This is a genomic window from Candidatus Eremiobacterota bacterium (genome assembly GCA_031082125.1).
In the GTDB taxonomy this organism is placed as follows: Bacteria; Vulcanimicrobiota; CADAWZ01; order CADAWZ01; family Ess09-12; genus Ess09-12.
The window spans coordinates 71146-88676 of the sequence record JAVHLM010000005.1 but is presented as its reverse complement, the minus strand read 5'-3'; the positions used below and the strand labels follow the sequence as shown (position 1 = coordinate 88676).

Sequence of the window (17531 nt, the reverse complement as noted above, 5' to 3'; positions counted from 1 at the left end):
CTTCTTCAAGGAGTTCGCCATGGAGCACCTTTTTCCCCAGCTTAGGGCCTTTTTTGACGAGTTTCACAGGGAGGTGAAGAGCCTCGGCCTCGAGGAGGCCGACTGCGGCGACTGCGGCCGCTGCTGCACCTCGCCCCCCTTCCTGATGACCACCTCTGACCTGGAGTATGCCCTTGTGCAGCAGTACCTCCACGAGCAGAGGCTCCCCTACAGGGTTCACTTCCGCCCCCTTGCGGGCGATGCCCTTGATGAGCGCGAGAGCTTTCTCAACTGGACATGCCCCTTTTACACGCGCTCCTCCGGATGCGCCGTCTATCCGGTGCGCCCCTTTGCCTGCCGCATCTTCGGGCCCCTCTCCCAGGAGCCCGAAACCTTCGAGGGATGCGCTTTCACAAAGCCCCGTGTCTATTCCATCCCGCCCGAGATTCCCCTCTGGGGCCGGTACGCCTCGATCCTTCGCCAGTACGATTTCAGGAGAGGCTATATCTTCCCCGACCAGGTGCTCTTCAATGCCCCGGCCCTTGAGCTCCTCTCCGGCTTCAGGGTGCCCTGGTCCCGCTGGAGGTCACTCCCCCTCTGAGCTCAGCTTTTCTCAGGCGCCTCAAAGAGTGCCTCAAGGAAGTCCTGGGGGCTGAATTCCCTTATGTCCTCGAGGCGCTCCCCCAGGCCGATGAACTTCACGGGAATCTCAAGCTCATCGGCTATCCCTATCACGATGCCTCCCTTGGCGGTGCCGTCAAGCTTCGCGAGGAAGATGCCTGTCACGTCGCTCATCTCCATGAAGGTGCGGGCCTGGAGGAAGGCGTTCTGCCCCGCCGTGGCGTCAAGGACCAGCAGCGTCTCATGGGGCGCGCCGGGCACCTCGCGGCTTGTGACCCTCTTCACCTTCCTGAGCTCTTCCATCAGGTTGGACTTGGAGTGAAGCCTCCCCGCCGTATCGATTATAAGGTAATCGACGTCACGGGCCTTGGCGGCAGAAAGGGCGTCATAGCAGACTGCAGCAGGGTCTGCGCCCTCCTTGTGCTTGATAAGGTCAACGCCGACGCGGCCCGCCCATATCTGGAGCTGGTCAATAGCGGCAGCCCTGAAGGTGTCGGCGGCAGCGAGCAGCACCTTGCGGCCTTCGCTTTTCAGCTTGTGGGCAAGCTTGGCGATGCTGGTGGTTTTTCCCGTGCCGTTCACCCCTACGACCAGCACTACCGTGGGCTTCTCGGCGCACTCGATAAGGGCTCCTCCCTTCCCCTGGAGGATGGTGGCAAGATCCCCCTTGAGGGCCTCCATGAGCTCCGAGGGCTCCTTGATGCGCTTTGCCTTCTCCTTGAGGCCTTCAATGATCTTTTCAGTAGTGGTCACGCCCACGTCGGCCGAGATCAGGATCTCCTCGAGCTCCTCCCAGAACTGGTCATCGATTTTCTTGAAGAGGGAAAAGAGATTCTTCATCCGGCCCACGAGGTGCTCCCGCGTCTTGTTGAGGCCCTCCTTGAGCTGGGTGAAAAGATTTTTCGGCGAAAACTTGTTGAGCTTGTCGAGCATGAAAATTCCTCCTGTTGCCCCGCGGCGCACCTTCCAGCCCTCAGGCCCGGGGTGAGCGGCGCTCGGGGTTATAATCGCTGTCGCGTTTCTGGGTAATGTCCACCAGGAGCGGCTCCAGGGTAGGCACAATCTCGATGAAGGCGTCCACTATCCCCTCGGCGAACTCGGTGCCCCTCCCCTTGGTGATGATGCCGAGGGCCTGCTCGGCTGAATAAGCTTTCCGGTAGGGCCTGTTCGTCACAAGGGCGTCATAGACATCGGCAATGCAGATGATCATGGCGCCGAAGGGGATGCTCTCGCCGAAAAGGCCGTCAGGATAGCCTCTCCCGTTGTATTTCTCGTGGTGGTGGCGCACGAGGGGGATGACCTGCCACGGGAAGTTGATGTCCTTGAGAATCTTCTCCCCCTCGAGGGGGTGCTTTCTCATGTAAGCCATCTCCTCGTCGGTGAGGGCTGCCTCCTTGCGCACGATATAGTCGGGAATGGCTATCTTGCCCACGTCGTGGAGGAGGCCCCCAATCTCGATATCCTCGATGTAAGACGCGGGGATGAGCTCGGAATCAATGTTCCTGATATGGATGGCCAGGGTCTTGGCAATGCGCGAGACGCGGGCCGAGTGGAAGCGCGTGTAGGGATCGCGGGCATCGATGGCGTTGGCGAGGGCCTTCACCGTCTCGCGGTATACCTCGCGGATCTGGATATAACGGCGCTCAAGCTCCTGGCCCTGCTGGGCATGCTCAATCCCGATGGCCGCAAGAAGCTGCAGCGTGCCGAAGAGGGCCAGCTCTGCCTCCGAGGAGGGCATGAGCTCCGTGGCCTTCTCAAACTCCCTGACGGCGAGCTCGAACTCCTTGTTCTTGGAGTAGCTCGCTCCCAGGCAGAAATGGGCATAGGCGCTGTTGGGGTTTGACTCCACCGAGCGCTGGTACTCCCGTGCAGCCTCGGCAATCTTGCCCGTCTTGAAAAGGGAGAGGCCGAGGTAGTAATGGGAGAAGGCGTCCTTGGGATTCTCCTCGAGGACTTTCTGGAACTCGCAGATGGCCTGCTCGAGGTCGCCGGTCCTGAAAAGGGCCTTGCCGAGGGCGTTGCGGAACTTGTTGTCGTTGGGATTGAGCTGAAGACCCCTCTTGTACATCTCGATGGCCCGATCAAGCTCGCCCATGTTGAAGAGCACCTCGCCGAGGGCATAGATGGCGAAGTCATGGTTGGGGATGAGGTTGAGGGCCTTACGGAACTCCAGCACCGCTTCCTCGAATTTTTTCTGCTGCGAGTAAATGGAGCCCACGTAGTAGTATATGTCGCCGTCGGTGGGATCAAGCTCGGAGGCCCTCTGGAAATAGTTGACGGCCTCGTCCATCTTTCCCAGCGATTTCTTGAGCTCGCCGAGCTTGAACGCGGCCTCCTTGAGGCGGGGATTGGAGCGGATGGCAAGCTCGTATTCCTTGGCTGCCTCGTCCATCCTGTACTGCTTGTGATAGGCCTTGCCCAGCTCAAGGTGGGCGTCGGCAAAATTAGGCTTGTAGTCAAGGGTCAGCTTGAATGCCTTCTCAGCCTGGGGGAAGAGCCCCTGGGCGGAGAATGAGATGCCGAGCTGAAAATTGGCCTTGAGATACCTCGGCCGGTACTGGATGGCTTTCTGGTATGACAGGACGGCCTGCTGGATCTTCCCGAGGCGGTAGTTGGCCATGCCCAGATGGTAGCACACATTGGGAGACTGGGGCCTGAGAGTGAGCTCGATGCTGTAGGCCTTGAAGGCATTGGCAAAATCGCCTTTCTCGGCAAAGGAGAGGCCCAGAAAATAATGGGCCATCTCAAACTTGTCGTTGCTCGTCACGGCCTTGATATACTGGCTGATGGACTTGTCAATCATCCTGAGGCAGTAGTAGATAAAGCCCAGGGTGAAATGCTTGTACGGCGAGTCGGCTTCCGAGGCGTCATAGCGTTCCCAGGCTTTCACGGCGATGGTCAGGTTCACCATGGAGGCCATGTCAATCTCGTGGAAGCGGAAATCGCCGTCTTCATCGACGATCTTCTGCCACTCTTTCACCGCGTACTCGTAGGCGAAGTTCCGCGAGAACACCACGGCCAGCTCGTAGCGGGCATTGATGAGGTTGGGGTTTACCGTGAGGGCTTTTTCCAGGTAATAGATCGCGCCGTTGAGATCGTCATTCTCTATGTAGTGCCTTCCGAGCTGGAAAAGGGCCTCATGATTGCTTGGCTCATCGGCAACGATGCGCTCCAGCTTCTTGATGGTCTGCTCGTTTCTCATCAATTCCCTCCGGGCCTTCAAGGGCTCCTTTGAAAGGGAGGCCCTTCATTTCCCGCAAATAGTGCCACAAGGGGTATTCTCCTTCGCACTGAAGCTTTCCTTTTAGGCCGGTTCTTCCACCCTCTTCTCCGGAAGGGCTTGAAGGCCCTGGCGTGGAATATCTCATGGGAGCACTGAGGGGGCACGCTATGACAGGAATTTTTGACAAGGCAGACATTACCGTCACCTCACCTTTCCAGGTGAACATGGGAGATGAGATTCCCTGCGAGGTGACCGTCACGCCCCAGTGCCAGGCGAAGCTCAGGAAGATAGAGGTAGGGCTCTTCTGCAAGGAGACGGGCATCTCGCGGGGCACCTCCGACAGCTATTACCGCAAGGACGTTTACACCGACAACAGGGAAGCCATAGGGGAGACAACCCTCATGCCGGGCATCCCGGTCACCATCAAGGAGGCCTTCTCCCTTCCCACCCTTTCGGCGCCCACTTACAACGGCAAAAACCACATGGTGAACTGGGAGCTCCGCGTGCGCCTCGACGTGCCCTGGTGGCCCGATACCCGTTACACCAAGGAGATCATAGTCTCGAACGTGGTGGCGAAGTGACTCAGCGACAAGGGAGGCATCCATGGCCGGCAGCTATGAGCTGAGAGTAAAAATCGATGAGAAATACCATCGCCTCGGCGACATCGAGGTGTCAGGCACGCCCTGCGGCGGGAGCTTCGAGGGAGATATCGTGCTTATTCCCTCTGAAGACGTGAACTGCCGGGGGCTGTGGCTCGAAATCGGCTACAAGGAGGGCGGCATGGGGACGCCCCATGACCAGCAGATGGTCCAGGAGATGTTCTTCCACGGGAACCTTATAAGGAACAACCCCGTGGAGAAGCACTTCGCCTTCAAGGTCCCCCGCGAGGGACCGGTGACCTACAAGGGCTCCTACGCGAAGTTTGAGTGGTATGTGAGGGTGCGCATCGACATCCCCTTCTGGTTTGACAAGCGCGAGGAGCGCGAGTTTACCGTGCTTCCGCGCCTCAAGTAAGGCCTTTCCCCGGCTCAAGCCACACCTTTTTCCCGCTCAAGCAGGTTTTTCCCCCCAGAGCGCGGCATGGGCCGTTGCCGCATGGCATGCCTCGATGACGGGAGGAATGGGGTCCCAGGTGAAGATCTCGTAGAGATGGGCTCTCCAGGTCCTCAGGTTCCCCGCGGCGCACCTGAGAAGAGCCTCTTTTCCGCCCTCCGAGAGCTCATGGCGCTCATGGCGCTCCCGGAAAGCCTCCACAAGAACGGCAAACAGCTCGCCGGTCCTTGAGAGAGCCCCCTGTTCCGTGCTCCAGGTGCTGAGAGGCATCTTGAGAACAGGACCGAGATCGCCATGGCTTGAGAAAGCGGTAAAAAGACTCCGGGACAGGCGGGGAGCGAGGAGTTCCTCAAGATTCTGCGGCACCAGCCGCCAGGCCTCGTCAATAAGAAGGACGGGCACCTCGAGAATGCTCTGCCCGGACAGCGCCTCGCCTTCATGATCTATATGAAAATACATGACCTCGACACCCTTCTGCAGAAAATAGCGCCTTATCTGGAGGAGGGCCGATGACTTCCCCGATCCCTCAGGGCCCACGAGCTGGAGGGGCTGAGGATCTCCCCCCTCAATGAGGGTGAGAAGCTCTCCTCCCGGGGGGAACAGGGCAAGAAGCTCCCTCTCGCTGAGCTCCTGGAAAGGATTCCTTGCGAAGCCCTTCTTCTGGTATAGATGAGGTCCGTACTCCAGCATTGCGGGAAAGGCCCTTTCAGCCTTCAGGAGAGGCGGTCGAGCAGCACTGAATCAAGCTCCACGGGCGTCTGGTGGGACATGAAGTCCAGGAAGACCCGCACGCGGTCCTTGGCGGGGATTGTCCTGTCTACCACGCCGATGAGGCCCTTGAAGGGGCCGTGGCGCACGGCAACGGAGTCTCCCTCCCGGAACTCGCGCTCCACCTTGGGCACCCCCGGGCCTCCCTCGCCGATGCGCCACCTGATGAGGTTGATGGCCTCGTCGGGCACCTGCACGGGGCTCAGGCCCGAGCAGAGGACGCGCTTCACCCCGGGGACCCAGCGGATGGCGATCAGGACGTCAACAGGCGATTTCTCCCCTTCGCCTTCGCCGGTGCTCACGAAAAGGTAGCCCGGGAAGAGGGGCTCCACGGTGAGGACGCGCTTCCCGCCGCGGCGGCGCGACGTCTCGAACCTGGGCAGAAAGACTTCCACGCCCTTCTCCTCGATGCTCTGCTTCGCAAGGTTTTCGTTGCGGGGCTTCGTGTTGACGGCAAACCACATGAGACTCACCTTCTAATGGCAGATGAAGCCGGCGGCCTCCCACTCGGCGCGGTCCAGGAACTGCTTCACGTCCAGCAGGCGCTTCTCCCTCACAAGGGGCGCCACGACGCGGGGGTTGATGAAGCGGAAGTCCCTGTGCCCCACAAGGAGCACGATAAGGGAGGCGTCTTTTACGGACTCCTCAAGCGTGGCCACCTCTATTTCGGGAGCGTTGCGCACGTATGGGTCAAAAAGGCCCGCACTGAAGCCTCCTTCCCTTAAAAGGCGGGCCACTTCAAGCGAAGGGCTCTCGCGGAGGTCGTCCACGTCGGCCTTGTAGGTGAGGCCCCAGAGGGCCACCTTGGCCTTCTCGGGCACCCGGGCAATGATACGGTCCACGACGAAGGCCGGCATCCCGTCGTTGACGGCCCTGGCGGCCCTGATAAGGCGGGCCTCGTTGGGGACGCACTCGGCGATAAACCAGGGGTCCACGGCGATGCAGTGGCCTCCCACGCCGGGGCCGGGGTCCAGGATGCGCACGCGGGGATGGTGGTTCGCCAGCGAAATGACCTCTCTCGCGTTGATTCCCAGCACCGCGCTGATGCGGGAGAGCTCGTTGGCAAAGGCGACATTGACATCGCGGAAGCTGTTCTCCACGAGCTTCACCATCTCTGCCGTCACTAAATCGGTAAGCAGGATCTTCCCGCGCACGAAGGCGCGGTAAAGAGCCTCGGCGCGCCGCGCCGCCTCAGCGGTAATGCCGCCGATGACCCGGTCATTCTCCACCAGCTCAAGGAGAATTTTCCCCGGGATCACGCGCTCAGGGCAGTGGACCACGTCAAAATCCACGCCTGCCTTGAGGCCCGGGCGCTCAATGAGGGGGATGACGGTCTTTTCCGTGGTCCGGGGTGGGATCGTGGACTCCACTATCACCATGTTCCCTTTGGCAAGGCATGGGGCGATCATGGAGGAGGCTTCCTCAACAAAGGAGAGATCTGCGCGCTTTTCAGCGGTAAGAGGCGTGGGCACGGCGATGATAAAGACATCGGAAGGCTCAGGCCGCTCCGATACGCGGAGCGCCCCTGAGCCCACGGCGGCCTGGATCACCGTGCGAAGGCCCGGCTCGGCGATGTGGACTCCCCCCTTGGCCACCTGGCTCACCACGGCGGAATTCACGTCCACACCCAGCACGGGCATGCCGTTCACGGCGAACATCCCCGCCGTGGGGAGGCCGATATACCCTAGTCCCAGTATGCAGATGCGCGGAAGTGCCATGGAAGCTCCTTGTCAATCGTTGAGAGCGCAGCCTTTGCCGTGGTGTGATGATTCGGGGCCAGGAGGGGAAATCCTTCAGGTGATTTCTTCCCCGCTGAGGAGCTGAAGGCCTTCAATCCTGCTGAAATGGCTCACGTTCCGCGTATAGAGGGGCCTGTGATGGCAGAGGCAGGCTCCCGCGATAAGAAGGTCATGACCTGCGATACTCATTCCCTTTGTCAACATTCGAAGGCGCCCCATGCCGGCCCGTTATCACGCTGTATCGAGAGGCCAGGGGAATTCTCCCGGCACACAGGATTTTGTCTGTGTCCCGATGCACCTGTAGGGACAAAATCCAATGTGTGCTGAAGAGGAGAATGTCCCCTGGCCTCCTGGCACAGTCCGGCAACTCAGTTTCACCGGGATTTCATATGCTAACGGACTCTGCCGCCACGGGGGAAGATGAAGGTGAGACCGTGAGGAGCCTTGCCCCTGATGACAAGGTGCCCCTCGTGGAGGCACCGCAGGTGGTGGGCCCTGCAGAGGGTGATGAGATTGCCCTCGGTGGTGGGGCCGCCGTGGGAGCGGAACCTGATATGATGGCCGTGCAGATTGCGCCGGCACCGGCAGCCGGGAGCCTGGCACTGGTAGTGGTCGCGGGCAAGCACGCGGCTGTGGAGGTCTTTTTTCTCTGGGTGGTCCCAGGCGGCAAGGAAGGCATCAAGGAGGGCCTCTACGAAGAGAGCGAGCTCCTCTCCGCCCCAGAGCCTCACCGCGTGATTCCAGAGGGGGATGAGGTCCCGCTTCAAAAAGAAGCGGATAAGGGCCCCTCTGTCCGGAGGGTTTGATCCGAAGGTCCCTTCTTTCGGGTGCTCTCCCGAGAGGATCGAGAGAATCCCGGGGAGCTCGGGGTGCTCCCCGCCCGCGGTGACCTCCCAGATGACGGCGGGTGGCTCCCCCCACGGAACACATGAGCCTCCTTCCACAGTTTTTTGCTGTGCACAAATCTGTACTCCGGCATCCAAACCCATATCCCCATTGGTTTCCGTGGCATTTGAAGCCAGGGCGGGGAGCCTCTTGACGGACCTTCCCGTGACGGCCACTTCGAAGGCCTCGGGAGCGATGTCCCACTTTTTGTGAACCGCCCTCTTCGCGAAGCGGAGAAACCCCTCGACCGCCTGGATGAGGGTGGCCACCGGGATCTCCTGGGCGTAGTCAAGCCACGCCCCCTGGACGCGGGTCCCCTCATTGAAGACCTTGGCAAGATGCCGCGCCTGCTCGGGCGTGAGCTTCCCCACCTTGACGAGGTCGAGCATATCCGGATACTCCAAATAGCTCCTTTCTAATGAGATTAAGGAATATGCCGTGCTGCGGGACATCCCGAGGCGCTCCCTGGTGTAATGGCCCAGGGAGAGGAAGAGCATATCCTTATAGAGGCCGAAATTGTTGAGAGTCCGCAGGAGCCTCCCCTGGTAAAAAGAGAGGGAGTGGCGGAGCGCCACCATCGACCTCAGCCGTGCGAGCGCTTCGAAAGGATCGGCGGCAGGAGGCGCAGAGCCACCGGGAGCCTGGAGCTCCTTGGGAAGCTCCACCGTGACGGGCTTCCAGGGGAGGTACTCCCACAGGTGCGACACCTCTTCAAGATCCTTGTGGACCTGGCGGGCAAGCTCCTTGTCCCGCTCGCCGAAGGAGGCCTCGTCATCGAGGGAGCCGATGGCACCCGCCAGGGCGCCAAGGAGAAGGGTCTTCTCCTCGATGGCGGGATCGGCTCCGTTCTCCCTTGTGTCGGAAGCATCAAGGCTATTCCGAGAGTATGCCCCCTCACCGTGGTTGGCGCAGTCGCCATGGGAAGCCTCAATGCCCTGGGAGCCTTTCTCCTGCGCGCAGCAGAGAGAAAGCTCCCCGGTGTGATGAGCGCCTGGCTTCCCTGTCCCGGAATCCGAATCCTCCGGTGCCTGCGTCGCTGTGCCAGGACACCCGAGACCCACAAGCGGCGCCGAAGCGACAAACTCCGCAAGAAGGGCCTCTACGAACGAATCCGAGGGAAGCTCCGCCTCCTCGATCCTGCGGAAGACCTCGATGGCTCGATCCCACTTTGCGGCAACGGAAAAAGGAACCCCCACAGTCACCGCGAGGCTCCCTGCGTCCTCTTCATCGTCATCGCCGGCGACAAAGGAATCGATGCCGGCCTCCCCGGCACCCGACTTGAATTTCTTCACCTCCTCTTCAATTTCTCTTATGGTGGAGTGCATGGCTCTTGAGAGCCACTCCGCCTCGGTCTCAGGCGTCACGACCTGGAAAAGATGCCGCAGTGCGCTTTTGCGCAGAAGCCCCTGTTCAAGAGCCTCCCTGATGAGGGGGAGCTTCTGAAGGGCCTTCGCATTCCTCATCAGCTCATAACCGCTCCTGGATGAGAGGCCCAGCTCCTCGCGTGCAAAGTCGCCGACACGCACATAGCCGAGCTTCTCGAGCTTCCCGTGTAGAGAAAGAAGTGCCTCCCCGATGAGAAGATCGAGCCTGACCCCGGCGGAAGAGAGGCACCAGAGGTTCCAGTCCAGGACCTCCCCGGTGAGATCCCTGAAGATATGCCGGCTGTCAGCCCGTGAGAGCACCTCGTCGGCGCCGTACGTGACCAGCGGGAGGCCGGTGGCAGCCTTGAAAACCTGCCCGCCCTCCATGACGGCCTCGTATCCGGGATACTCGCGGATCGCCCCGGCAGATGCCTCAGCAGCCTGGGTGGCCTGAGCAGCCTCTCGGTGTGGGGCCTCCCTGAGTTGAGATCCCGCCGGCGTATTCACGATAGTCCTCCTTTCATCAGTTATCTATATGCTGCGGGATACCCATGTATCCCTTATCTTATTATAACCTATTAAACATGGAAAGTCAAAAGTTAAGATCGCTAAAATGCTTGTATTTATTGGGTTTCAATGCCATCACCACATGGCCCGTAAGGGGATAGAAAGGCCTGTTTTGAGATTTTTTCCGACAAAACCGCTGAAGGCCTCTCCAACGCAGAGAAAAGGGGCCTGCCGGCAGGGAAAAGGATGGGGAGCGGAAATGGATGGGCAAAGAAAAATATTTTCAGACCCACACGCGGGAGAGGTCGAGGGAAAGGCCGGGGAAAAGGCGGGGCCTGAAGGGCTCGTCGCCATTGATCTGCGCTACAAGGGTGTAACCCTCACCGGAAAGGGCATACTCTTCCAACACCTTTGTATCAGGGTCCAGCATCCAGTACCACTCGATCCGGTATTTCGCATAGATGCGGAACTTGAAGACCCGGTCATTGCGCATTGATGACGGGGAGAGGATCTCTATCACGAGGTCTGGAGGGCCCTCGATGCCCCGCTCGCTCTCAAGGGAGGCGCGCTCTTTTGACAGATAGAGGAGATCGGGCTGCATCACCGTGCGGTTGTCAAGAATGACATCAAGGGGTGCATAATAAAAACTGCCTTCCTCTAAGTGCTCAATATAAGTGCTCAATATTGAAAAAAGCCTGCCTGAGAGCTTTTGATGTTTCGTTCCGGGCCCAGGCGTCATATAAAGCTCTCCTTCCATTATCTCGTAGCGGTTCCTGTCATCAGGGAAGGCAGCGTAATCTTCATAGGTGAGAGGAGGCCTCTCGGGTCGGACCAGGTCTGCCATGATGTATCACCTCACCTCGATTGTAGCACAGGCCGGGGGATTCCGCAATCAGCGGGGCTTCTCTTTCCCGTCGCCTTTCCCCCCCCTGGCATTGAGGAGCTTTGTCATTTCGGGATAAAGAAAAGGCAGGAGATTTCTCCCCTGCCTCGGTTTTCCCTAAGGAGTCATATTCTATCGATATATATTGCTATATATGGCAGGAACTCCTGCATCACGCCATACGGGAAGCCTCTGGGGGCCTGATCCAGCCCCTATGTAAAGCTGTGTGAGGGCATTCCCCGTGTTGCCGTCAACAAGCTGCTGCGCTGCCCACGTATTGGTTGAAGCGGTGTAATTACGCGTCACCACTCTATTGCTCTGAACAAATCCGCACATTCCATAGGCACCAGAGGGGTCAAAGCCAATGAAGGGGATTGTAGTCGCGGCAGTGCCATCATCAAGCTGCGTCTCTGTCCAGGCGGCGACATAGCGGTTCACAAAGGTTCTCCCTGCACCAGAGACATAGACTGCATAGACATAGCCGCTTGAATCCATGGCGACATAGGGCGATCCTGCGGCGGCATTGAGTACTGTCGCCGCTCCGCCAGCCTGCCAAGCGCCTGCAGTATAGCGGTTGCAATAGACCGCGCCTAATTCTACAAAGACAGCAGCTGCAGTCCCGCCTGATTGCACTGCTAATGCAGGAGCACTGGCAGCATTCACACCACCGCTCAGCACTGCTGGTGCACCCCATGAGCCGATGATCCAGCCACCTGCCGCCGTGTATTTGCGTGCATTCAACTGGGCAAATGTATTACCTGCATCATTTTCCAGGAATGTGCATATCCCGTTGTTGCTCCCGTCAAAACCAATCATCGGCGTCGCTTCACCATCTCTTGCATCACCGCTGTCAAGTCGGAGAGCGCCGGCATTCCATCCACCTCCTGACGGCCAGTAGCGGGCGGTAATCTGCAATTCTGCAACAATAGTTTCACGGAATACACATATCGCATTATTACTCGCATCAAAGGCAATCTTGGGCGTTGCCACCGCTGCCGCGCCAGCAGTCTCCAGATCAGTGCTCGCCGTCCATACAAGCGTTGCAGGATCATAGGTATATGATTTGATTACTGTCCCCCCGCGCACGAAAACCGCAATGGCTTTCCCATTTGAGTCCATGGCAAAATCAGGACTTGTGCAATTTGCTCCACCGGCGTCTATGCGGACCGCAGCGGCCCACCCTCCCGTGGCGGAGAACCGCATGCTGTAGATACCGGTATTTGCTCCGTCATGCTTTTGATAGACAAGGAGTGCATCTCCTCCATTAGTGGTCCGCCGGTCAAAGAGCACTTTGGGTGAGTCTATTCCCCCTGCCGCGGAATCGCGCAGAGATGCCGCTCCCCATGCATAGGTCCTCGTATAAGCCACCGATGCCGTACCAAGTGCTGTTGTTACCGTAACATTCCCTGTGGGAGGGCAGTTATAGGGCACCGTGCAGGAAATACCGGTGGAAGTCCACGAACCGTAAGCGAGTGCTGCAATACCGCCGAAGGTAACCGTACCGACACCCTGAGTTCCGCCAAAATTGGTACCGCTGAGAGTACAAAGACCTCCACCTGCAAGAGTCTGCGCACCGCTTGTAATAGTCGGTGCCGCCGCAGTGGTGAGCGTGATGGGATAGGTGTTGGTATTAGTACCTGAGATAGTAGCATAGACACTATAAGTTCCTGCCGCAAGTGCTACAGGGACTGTGAACTGGACGCTTGTTCCTGTCGTGCCCCAAGAAATAATCCCGGCGCCCGTTGTACTTACTGTCACAGTGCTTGTTCCTTGAGTGGTTCCCAGATTTGTCCCCACAATGGTGAGGGTCTGACCTTGACCTGCCGTCGCAGTGGAGGGAGTAATATAGCTTATTGTTGGCGCAGAAGCGGAAACCACACTGATATTATAGGAACTTGAGTTGGTTCCACCTGCCGTCACATAGACTGCCGCTGCACCAACTGCATATGTTGTGGGAATTGTTCCTACAACTTGTGTAGCTGTCCAGGAGTTAACAGCGATCTGCGTCGAGCCCACGGTAATAGTGCCCTGTGTCGTCGTGAAGCCCGTTCCCGTAATCGTTATCTGGGCGCCCTGGTTCACCGTTCCCGGCACAATGCTCGTGATGACCGGCGTTCCCGAGGTGATGGTGATAGTATACCCATTGCTGTAAGCGCCGTTTACATTTATATAGACATTCACCGAGCCCTGAGATGAAGTCAACGGGATGTTGCATATGACCTGCGTGTCTCCCCATGAAGAGACCGTTGACTGGGTCACCGACGTGGACCCTGAAAATACGACGTAATTGGTGCCCTGGCTGCTCCCGAAGCCTGACCCGGTGATGATGACCTGCCCGCCGAGGCCCTGCGTGGTGGGCGACACGGAAGTGATCGCCGGCCCTGAAGAGGAGACAACGGTGATGTTGTAAAGATTGCTGTTCCCGCCCGCATCGGTGTGAACATAGATCTGGTAGGTCCCTGCTGTGGCGCCGGAAGGTATCGTAATGGTGAGCTGCGTGTTGCTCCACGAGACCACAGTGCCCACTGTATCACCATTGACCGCGGCTACATAGCTCCCCGTGGCCTGGGTGGCCGCAAAGTTGGTGCCGGTGATCACGACGTTCTGGCCGGCATTGACCGTCGAGGGGCTGATTGATGAAATGGTCGGCGGGTTTGTCCCCTGGGTGGGGGTGATGGTGTTCGTGCCTGGAGAAGCCGACGAGGTAGAGCTTACCGCCTGGCCCGACACAATGATGGTCACTATGATGGTGTACTGGCGGCCCGCCACAAGCTCAGGCGTGAGACAGTTAATCCTGTCGGAGCCCCAGTAAAGATAGACTGTTGCATAGAGAGGGCTGCTTGCCGTCGTGTTGTCCACGAAGGTCACGTAACTCTTCGAGGTGTCCACGCGCCCTCCCCGGGTGCCAAAGTTGGATCCCCTGATCACGCACTCCTGGCCCGGCGTGAGGGTCGAGGTGCCTGATGTGTTGGTCACGCTTGAAACAACCGGCGTCGTGGAAGAGCTCCCTCCTCCTCCCCAGTATCCGCCGCCGGCATCGCCGCTTCCTCCGCCGCAGCCCGCCATGGCAAAGGCCATGAAAGCCGCCACACAGAGCACCGCCAATAACTTCCCTGTCTTCATGCCTGAACATCCTCCTTAAAGAAAGAATTTAGTTACCCCGGATAAGCCGTGCGTCCCGGAAGCACTCCATCAATAAGAGCGGTTTTGGCGAAGAATAAGCGAGGAAAACCTGGCCCCCCCGACGCGCACCTCTACAAAATCCCATGAGGAATTCTCCCTGAAAGGCCCCTTTCCTGCCCTCACCGGAAATCTCTTTGCCCGCGAAAAAAAGTATGGTATGATAGGAGAAAGGAGACACTTCAGGCAATGACCGCAAAAAACGCTTCTCTTGACCAGGCGCTTCACAAGCTCCTTCTCTCATTAAAAGAAAAAACAAGGGAAGTGCTGGGCGACCGCCTTGCGGCGATGGTGCTCTCCGGCTCCCGGGCCCGGGGAGACAGCGAGCCCGACTCCGATATCGACGTGCTCATCGTCCATCGCGGCGGGATATCCCGCGAGGAGAAAGCGCGCCTCGTCGAGGAGTGCTGCGCGCTCTGCGAGGACAAGGTGGTGGTATTCACCTATTCCACCGAGGAAGCCTGGCATACCTGGTGCACTCCATTCCTTGAAAACGTGAGAAGGGAGGGCATAGAGCTGTGACAGCCCTCAGATGGCAATCTCCTCGGTCTTGGTCTCGTCAAGCTTCCCCTTGACATAATCATAGCCCATCTCGCCCAGGGAGAGGACCCCTGCAGCAATGAGGAGAGGCGGGTATGCGAGGCCCGCGAAGGTGAGGGCGGCCACGGTGCCGTCAATGGCGGCGCGGCCCCATTCGCCATCGGCCATGTGGAGCACCGCCGTGCCCGAAGAGATGAAGCCGCTCGCTATGTTGCCCTTCGTGGCAAGGGATGCGGCGGCGCCCGACTCCAGGAGCGCCGTAGCCTTGGTGCCTACCGACGTTCCCGGCAGAGTTTTGGAAAGAAGCTTTGCCACAGTGGGCGCCGAAGAGAAAGGCTGGCATGCCAGGCCTCCCGCGCTGAGAAGATCCTGGCCTTCAATGCTTGAAGAGAGGCTGCTGCTGAGCGAGTGCCCCCCGGCCACCCTCTTAAGAGCCCCCACGAAAGCCTGGGAGTCCTTGGTGCCTTCCATGCCTTCAATAGCATCTTTATAAGGCGAGTTTTCACCAAAGAGACCGTCAAGAGACGAGAGGGGATCGCCTGGGTTTACAAGGAGCCGGCCTCCACCGGGGGCCTCCTTGCCGTTCACAAGCACCTTTCCGTCCCTGGTCACCTCTATCGATGACGAGCCCGATTCATTCTTAATTGACAAAGGCTTCTCTGATGAAGGATCGGTCGTATAGGAGAGCGAGTCTTCTACGCGGCGGGGGGGATCGTCATAGCTCGCGCCATAGTCCCTCACAAGCTCAAGGCTCTTCACATGGCCCACCGACAGCCCCGTCCCTTCGGCGCTGTAGCGGTGGGAATCGTAGCTTGACTGATCCTCTCCCGTATTGGGATTCTTTGACCATGAGGTCGTATAGTCGTGATAAAGGGGGGCATTTCCCCCGCGCTCAAGGGTGCGGCGCTCCTCCGGGGTGAGATTGGCCCTGTCAAGAGTGGCGGCTTCACGGCCCTGCTCGCTGTGGGCCACCTGCTTTTCTCCCATCCAGGTGTCGTCGGTCATGCGGAAAGTTCCGTCGGTGCTGCGGTCAAGCTTTACCACGTGGTTGTAATCGGAGCCCTCGATGACCTCCTGGGTGGCCACGTCAAGCCCGTTGTCAGTGACGGCGCGGTAGTTCCAGTGGACCATGCCGTCGCTGTCCTGGAAGCGCGTCACGGTCTTGCCGTCCTTCTGGGGACTGGCATAGTCGCCCATCTCCACGAGCTCGGTCCTGTCATCACCGGGGCTCTGCGTGACGGTGACACGGACATCGAGAGGGTCGTCATGGCTTTTGCCGAGCCATTCATCGGCATCGCCCTTCGAGTCGAGTATCCCGCGGCCTTTATCCCTGAGATGATCGGGAGGGGACTTCTCCGAGATTACCCCATCCACATCAGGCGTGAAGGTCTTCCCGCCCACCTTTGCGCTTATCAGGGAGGCGTCTGCATCATAAGTCCTTGCGGCTTCGTTCTGCTCAAGCTCTTCCCTCGTGAAGCCCCGCACGTCGGTAGTGGTGGCAAGCTCGCCGTTCTGGAGGTTCCATGAGTTCGCCTCCGAGAAGAGCACCTCTTTCCCGTCTTCACGCTTTCCCGCCATGCGGAGATCTGAAGCCTGGGCGCTCTCGGTGACCATCTGGCCTGTGGCAGCCTTCGAGGACTTTTCGGTATAGGAGACAAAGAGGCCCGATTTCTCCTTGTCCACGGTGATGGGGCCGCCGGCGTCAAATTTCGCCTCGTCAAGATACACCTGCTGCTGGTAACTTTTTGAGCGCGACGTCACCTCTTCCGGCGGATTCTTTGAAGGGTTGATGACAGTAGTCTCCGTCTCCGTCACCTGGGTGGGGCCTCGCTCGGCGCCCTCGGGAGGGACCATGAGCTCATCGGCAGGCTTGTCCACGTATTCACCGGGAGGCGAAGGGGGACGGATCACCGGCACATCGGAGGGAGGAGGGCCGGGGAGAGGCGACACGGGCTGCATCGGGCGGCCGCTCGCCTCTTCCAGTGATTTGGGAGTCTCATAGGTATGGGAGGAAGTCCTTTCTTTTACCCCGTCAGGTCTCTCAATCTCCACGACCTCCCATGACTCGCCGTCGGGCCTGGTGCGCATTTCGCGGCGCTCTTTCACCCCGTCAGGGCGCTCGGCCGTCGTCACCGAGGAGGTGCTGCCGTCGGCAGCCTTTGTCTCTTTGACGGAATAATTGACGCCGTCCTTCTTGAAGTCGCGGTCTGTCACCTCAGCGCCAGCGCTGTTCTTTGAGACGTCCACGGTATATTTCACGCCGTCCTGGGTGTAGGTATAGACTTTGTGGGGGGTGCCGTTTTCCGTGCGGCTCTCGGTGGTATATTCCACCCCCTCGGGGACAGGGGGCGCTTCCACGGCATCGGGACCGTCGCGGCGGGCCCTGGCATTTCTCACGGCCTCGCCGAGCGCCTGCTGAAATGCGGGGCTTCTTTCGGCATTTCTTCTCCCGGCCTCGCCGGAAGCCGGTGAAGCCGGCTCAGGAGCCTCCCCGCTGGCCTCGCGGCTCGGGGTAAAGGTTGACTTCTTCTCCTCGTAAGCTTCCCGGGCCTTATCTGCGCCGGGAGCTTCATCCTTGCCTGCAGGCTCTTTTACCGCAGCCTGCGAGGCTTTTCCTGAAGCCTCGGTCCTTTTTTTCGGGGGCGCTGATGCTACCGCTTCAACCTTGTCCTCTGAGGGCGCCATATCTTGTCTCCTCTCTGCTCTCTGGAAAAGTACACAGTATGCTACTTCCCATGCTATCACCTCATCTCACCAAAAGGAAATGAATTATCACTGAAAAAAACCTG

Annotated in this window: 14 protein-coding genes; 4 read left to right on the top strand and 10 right to left on the bottom strand. The window is 59.1% G+C overall.

Annotated features, from left to right (window positions below; genetic code table 11):
- Positions 1-19: 19 nt before the first annotated feature.
- Positions 20-580, top strand: a complete 561-nt coding sequence (locus RDV48_07315; GenBank protein ID MDQ7822591.1) for a YkgJ family cysteine cluster protein — start codon at positions 20-22, stop codon at positions 578-580.
- 2 nt (positions 581-582) lie between these two features.
- On the opposite strand, the gene ftsY is transcribed toward RDV48_07315, so the two are convergent.
- A complete protein-coding gene (ftsY, locus tag RDV48_07310; protein MDQ7822590.1) occupies positions 583-1533 on the bottom strand; it encodes a signal recognition particle-docking protein FtsY in 951 nt (316 codons plus the stop codon).
- 40 nt (positions 1534-1573) lie between these two features.
- Positions 1574-3802: a tetratricopeptide repeat protein gene (locus RDV48_07305; protein MDQ7822589.1), complete on the bottom strand. Its 2229-nt coding sequence runs from the start codon at positions 3800-3802 to the stop codon at positions 1574-1576.
- A gap of 188 nt (positions 3803-3990) precedes the next feature.
- On the opposite strand from RDV48_07305, the gene RDV48_07300 reads away from it, so the two are divergent.
- Positions 3991-4404: a hypothetical protein gene (locus RDV48_07300; protein ID MDQ7822588.1), complete on the top strand. Its 414-nt coding sequence runs from the start codon at positions 3991-3993 to the stop codon at positions 4402-4404.
- Between the two features lie 22 nt (positions 4405-4426).
- Positions 4427-4837: a hypothetical protein gene (locus tag RDV48_07295; protein ID MDQ7822587.1), complete on the top strand. Its 411-nt coding sequence runs from the start codon at positions 4427-4429 to the stop codon at positions 4835-4837.
- Positions 4838-4873: 36 nt separating this feature from the next.
- Here the strand turns inward: RDV48_07295 and RDV48_07290 are convergent, their stop codons facing one another.
- The 7 genes from RDV48_07290 to RDV48_07260 form a co-directional block, all read right to left on the bottom strand.
- Positions 4874-5566: a hypothetical protein gene (locus RDV48_07290; protein MDQ7822586.1), complete on the bottom strand. Its 693-nt coding sequence runs from the start codon at positions 5564-5566 to the stop codon at positions 4874-4876.
- A 23-nt stretch (positions 5567-5589) separates the two neighbouring features.
- Positions 5590-6108 carry a transcription termination/antitermination NusG family protein gene (locus RDV48_07285; protein ID MDQ7822585.1) on the bottom strand — a complete coding sequence of 173 codons (519 nt, stop codon included), beginning with the start codon at positions 6106-6108 and terminating at the stop codon, positions 5590-5592.
- Positions 6109-6120: 12 nt separating this feature from the next.
- Complete coding sequence (locus tag RDV48_07280; GenBank protein ID MDQ7822584.1) at positions 6121-7362, bottom strand: nucleotide sugar dehydrogenase; 1242 nt, start codon at positions 7360-7362, stop codon at positions 6121-6123.
- 75 nt (positions 7363-7437) lie between these two features.
- Positions 7438-7587, bottom strand: coding sequence for a type II toxin-antitoxin system VapC family toxin (locus tag RDV48_07275; protein ID MDQ7822583.1), 150 nt, complete (start codon positions 7585-7587; stop codon positions 7438-7440).
- Positions 7588-7775: 188 nt separating this feature from the next.
- Positions 7776-10139: an HNH endonuclease signature motif containing protein gene (locus tag RDV48_07270; GenBank protein ID MDQ7822582.1), complete on the bottom strand. Its 2364-nt coding sequence runs from the start codon at positions 10137-10139 to the stop codon at positions 7776-7778.
- A 283-nt stretch (positions 10140-10422) separates the two neighbouring features.
- Positions 10423-10983, bottom strand: a complete 561-nt coding sequence (locus tag RDV48_07265) for a Uma2 family endonuclease (GenBank protein ID MDQ7822581.1) — start codon at positions 10981-10983, stop codon at positions 10423-10425.
- Between the two features lie 171 nt (positions 10984-11154).
- Positions 11155-14145 carry an IPT/TIG domain-containing protein gene (locus RDV48_07260; GenBank protein ID MDQ7822580.1) on the bottom strand — a complete coding sequence of 997 codons (2991 nt, stop codon included), beginning with the start codon at positions 14143-14145 and terminating at the stop codon, positions 11155-11157.
- A gap of 246 nt (positions 14146-14391) precedes the next feature.
- Here RDV48_07260 and RDV48_07255 point away from each other — a divergent pair, with 246 nt between their 5' ends.
- Positions 14392-14724 (top strand): nucleotidyltransferase domain-containing protein, encoded by a 333-nt coding sequence (locus RDV48_07255; protein ID MDQ7822579.1) that lies wholly within the window; start codon positions 14392-14394, stop codon positions 14722-14724.
- A gap of 6 nt (positions 14725-14730) precedes the next feature.
- Here RDV48_07255 and RDV48_07250 read toward each other — a convergent pair whose 3' ends face one another.
- Entirely contained in the window at positions 14731-17427 is a 2697-nt protein-coding gene (locus RDV48_07250) for a hypothetical protein (GenBank protein MDQ7822578.1), read from the bottom strand.
- Positions 17428-17531 lie beyond the last annotated feature (104 nt).

Bases quoted from the DNA above. Each gene is read 5' to 3' on its own strand.
- RDV48_07315 (MDQ7822591.1), top strand. From the start codon at position 20: ATGGAGCACCTTTTTCCCCAGCTTAGGGCCTTTTTTGACGAGTTTCAC.
- ftsY (MDQ7822590.1), bottom strand. From the start codon at position 1,533: ATGCTCGACAAGCTCAACAAGTTTTCGCCGAAAAATCTTTTCACCCAG.
- RDV48_07305 (MDQ7822589.1), bottom strand. From the start codon at position 3,802: ATGAGAAACGAGCAGACCATCAAGAAGCTGGAGCGCATCGTTGCCGAT.
- RDV48_07300 (MDQ7822588.1), top strand. From the start codon at position 3,991: ATGACAGGAATTTTTGACAAGGCAGACATTACCGTCACCTCACCTTTC.
- RDV48_07295 (MDQ7822587.1), top strand. From the start codon at position 4,427: ATGGCCGGCAGCTATGAGCTGAGAGTAAAAATCGATGAGAAATACCAT.
- RDV48_07290 (MDQ7822586.1), bottom strand. From the start codon at position 5,566: ATGCTGGAGTACGGACCTCATCTATACCAGAAGAAGGGCTTCGCAAGG.
- RDV48_07285 (MDQ7822585.1), bottom strand. From the start codon at position 6,108: ATGTGGTTTGCCGTCAACACGAAGCCCCGCAACGAAAACCTTGCGAAG.
- RDV48_07280 (MDQ7822584.1), bottom strand. From the start codon at position 7,362: ATGGCACTTCCGCGCATCTGCATACTGGGACTAGGGTATATCGGCCTC.
- RDV48_07275 (MDQ7822583.1), bottom strand. From the start codon at position 7,587: ATGTTGACAAAGGGAATGAGTATCGCAGGTCATGACCTTCTTATCGCG.
- RDV48_07265 (MDQ7822581.1), bottom strand. From the start codon at position 10,983: ATGGCAGACCTGGTCCGACCCGAGAGGCCTCCTCTCACCTATGAAGAT.
- RDV48_07260 (MDQ7822580.1), bottom strand. From the start codon at position 14,145: ATGAAGACAGGGAAGTTATTGGCGGTGCTCTGTGTGGCGGCTTTCATG.
- RDV48_07255 (MDQ7822579.1), top strand. From the start codon at position 14,392: ATGACCGCAAAAAACGCTTCTCTTGACCAGGCGCTTCACAAGCTCCTT.
- RDV48_07250 (MDQ7822578.1), bottom strand. From the start codon at position 17,427: ATGGCGCCCTCAGAGGACAAGGTTGAAGCGGTAGCATCAGCGCCCCCG.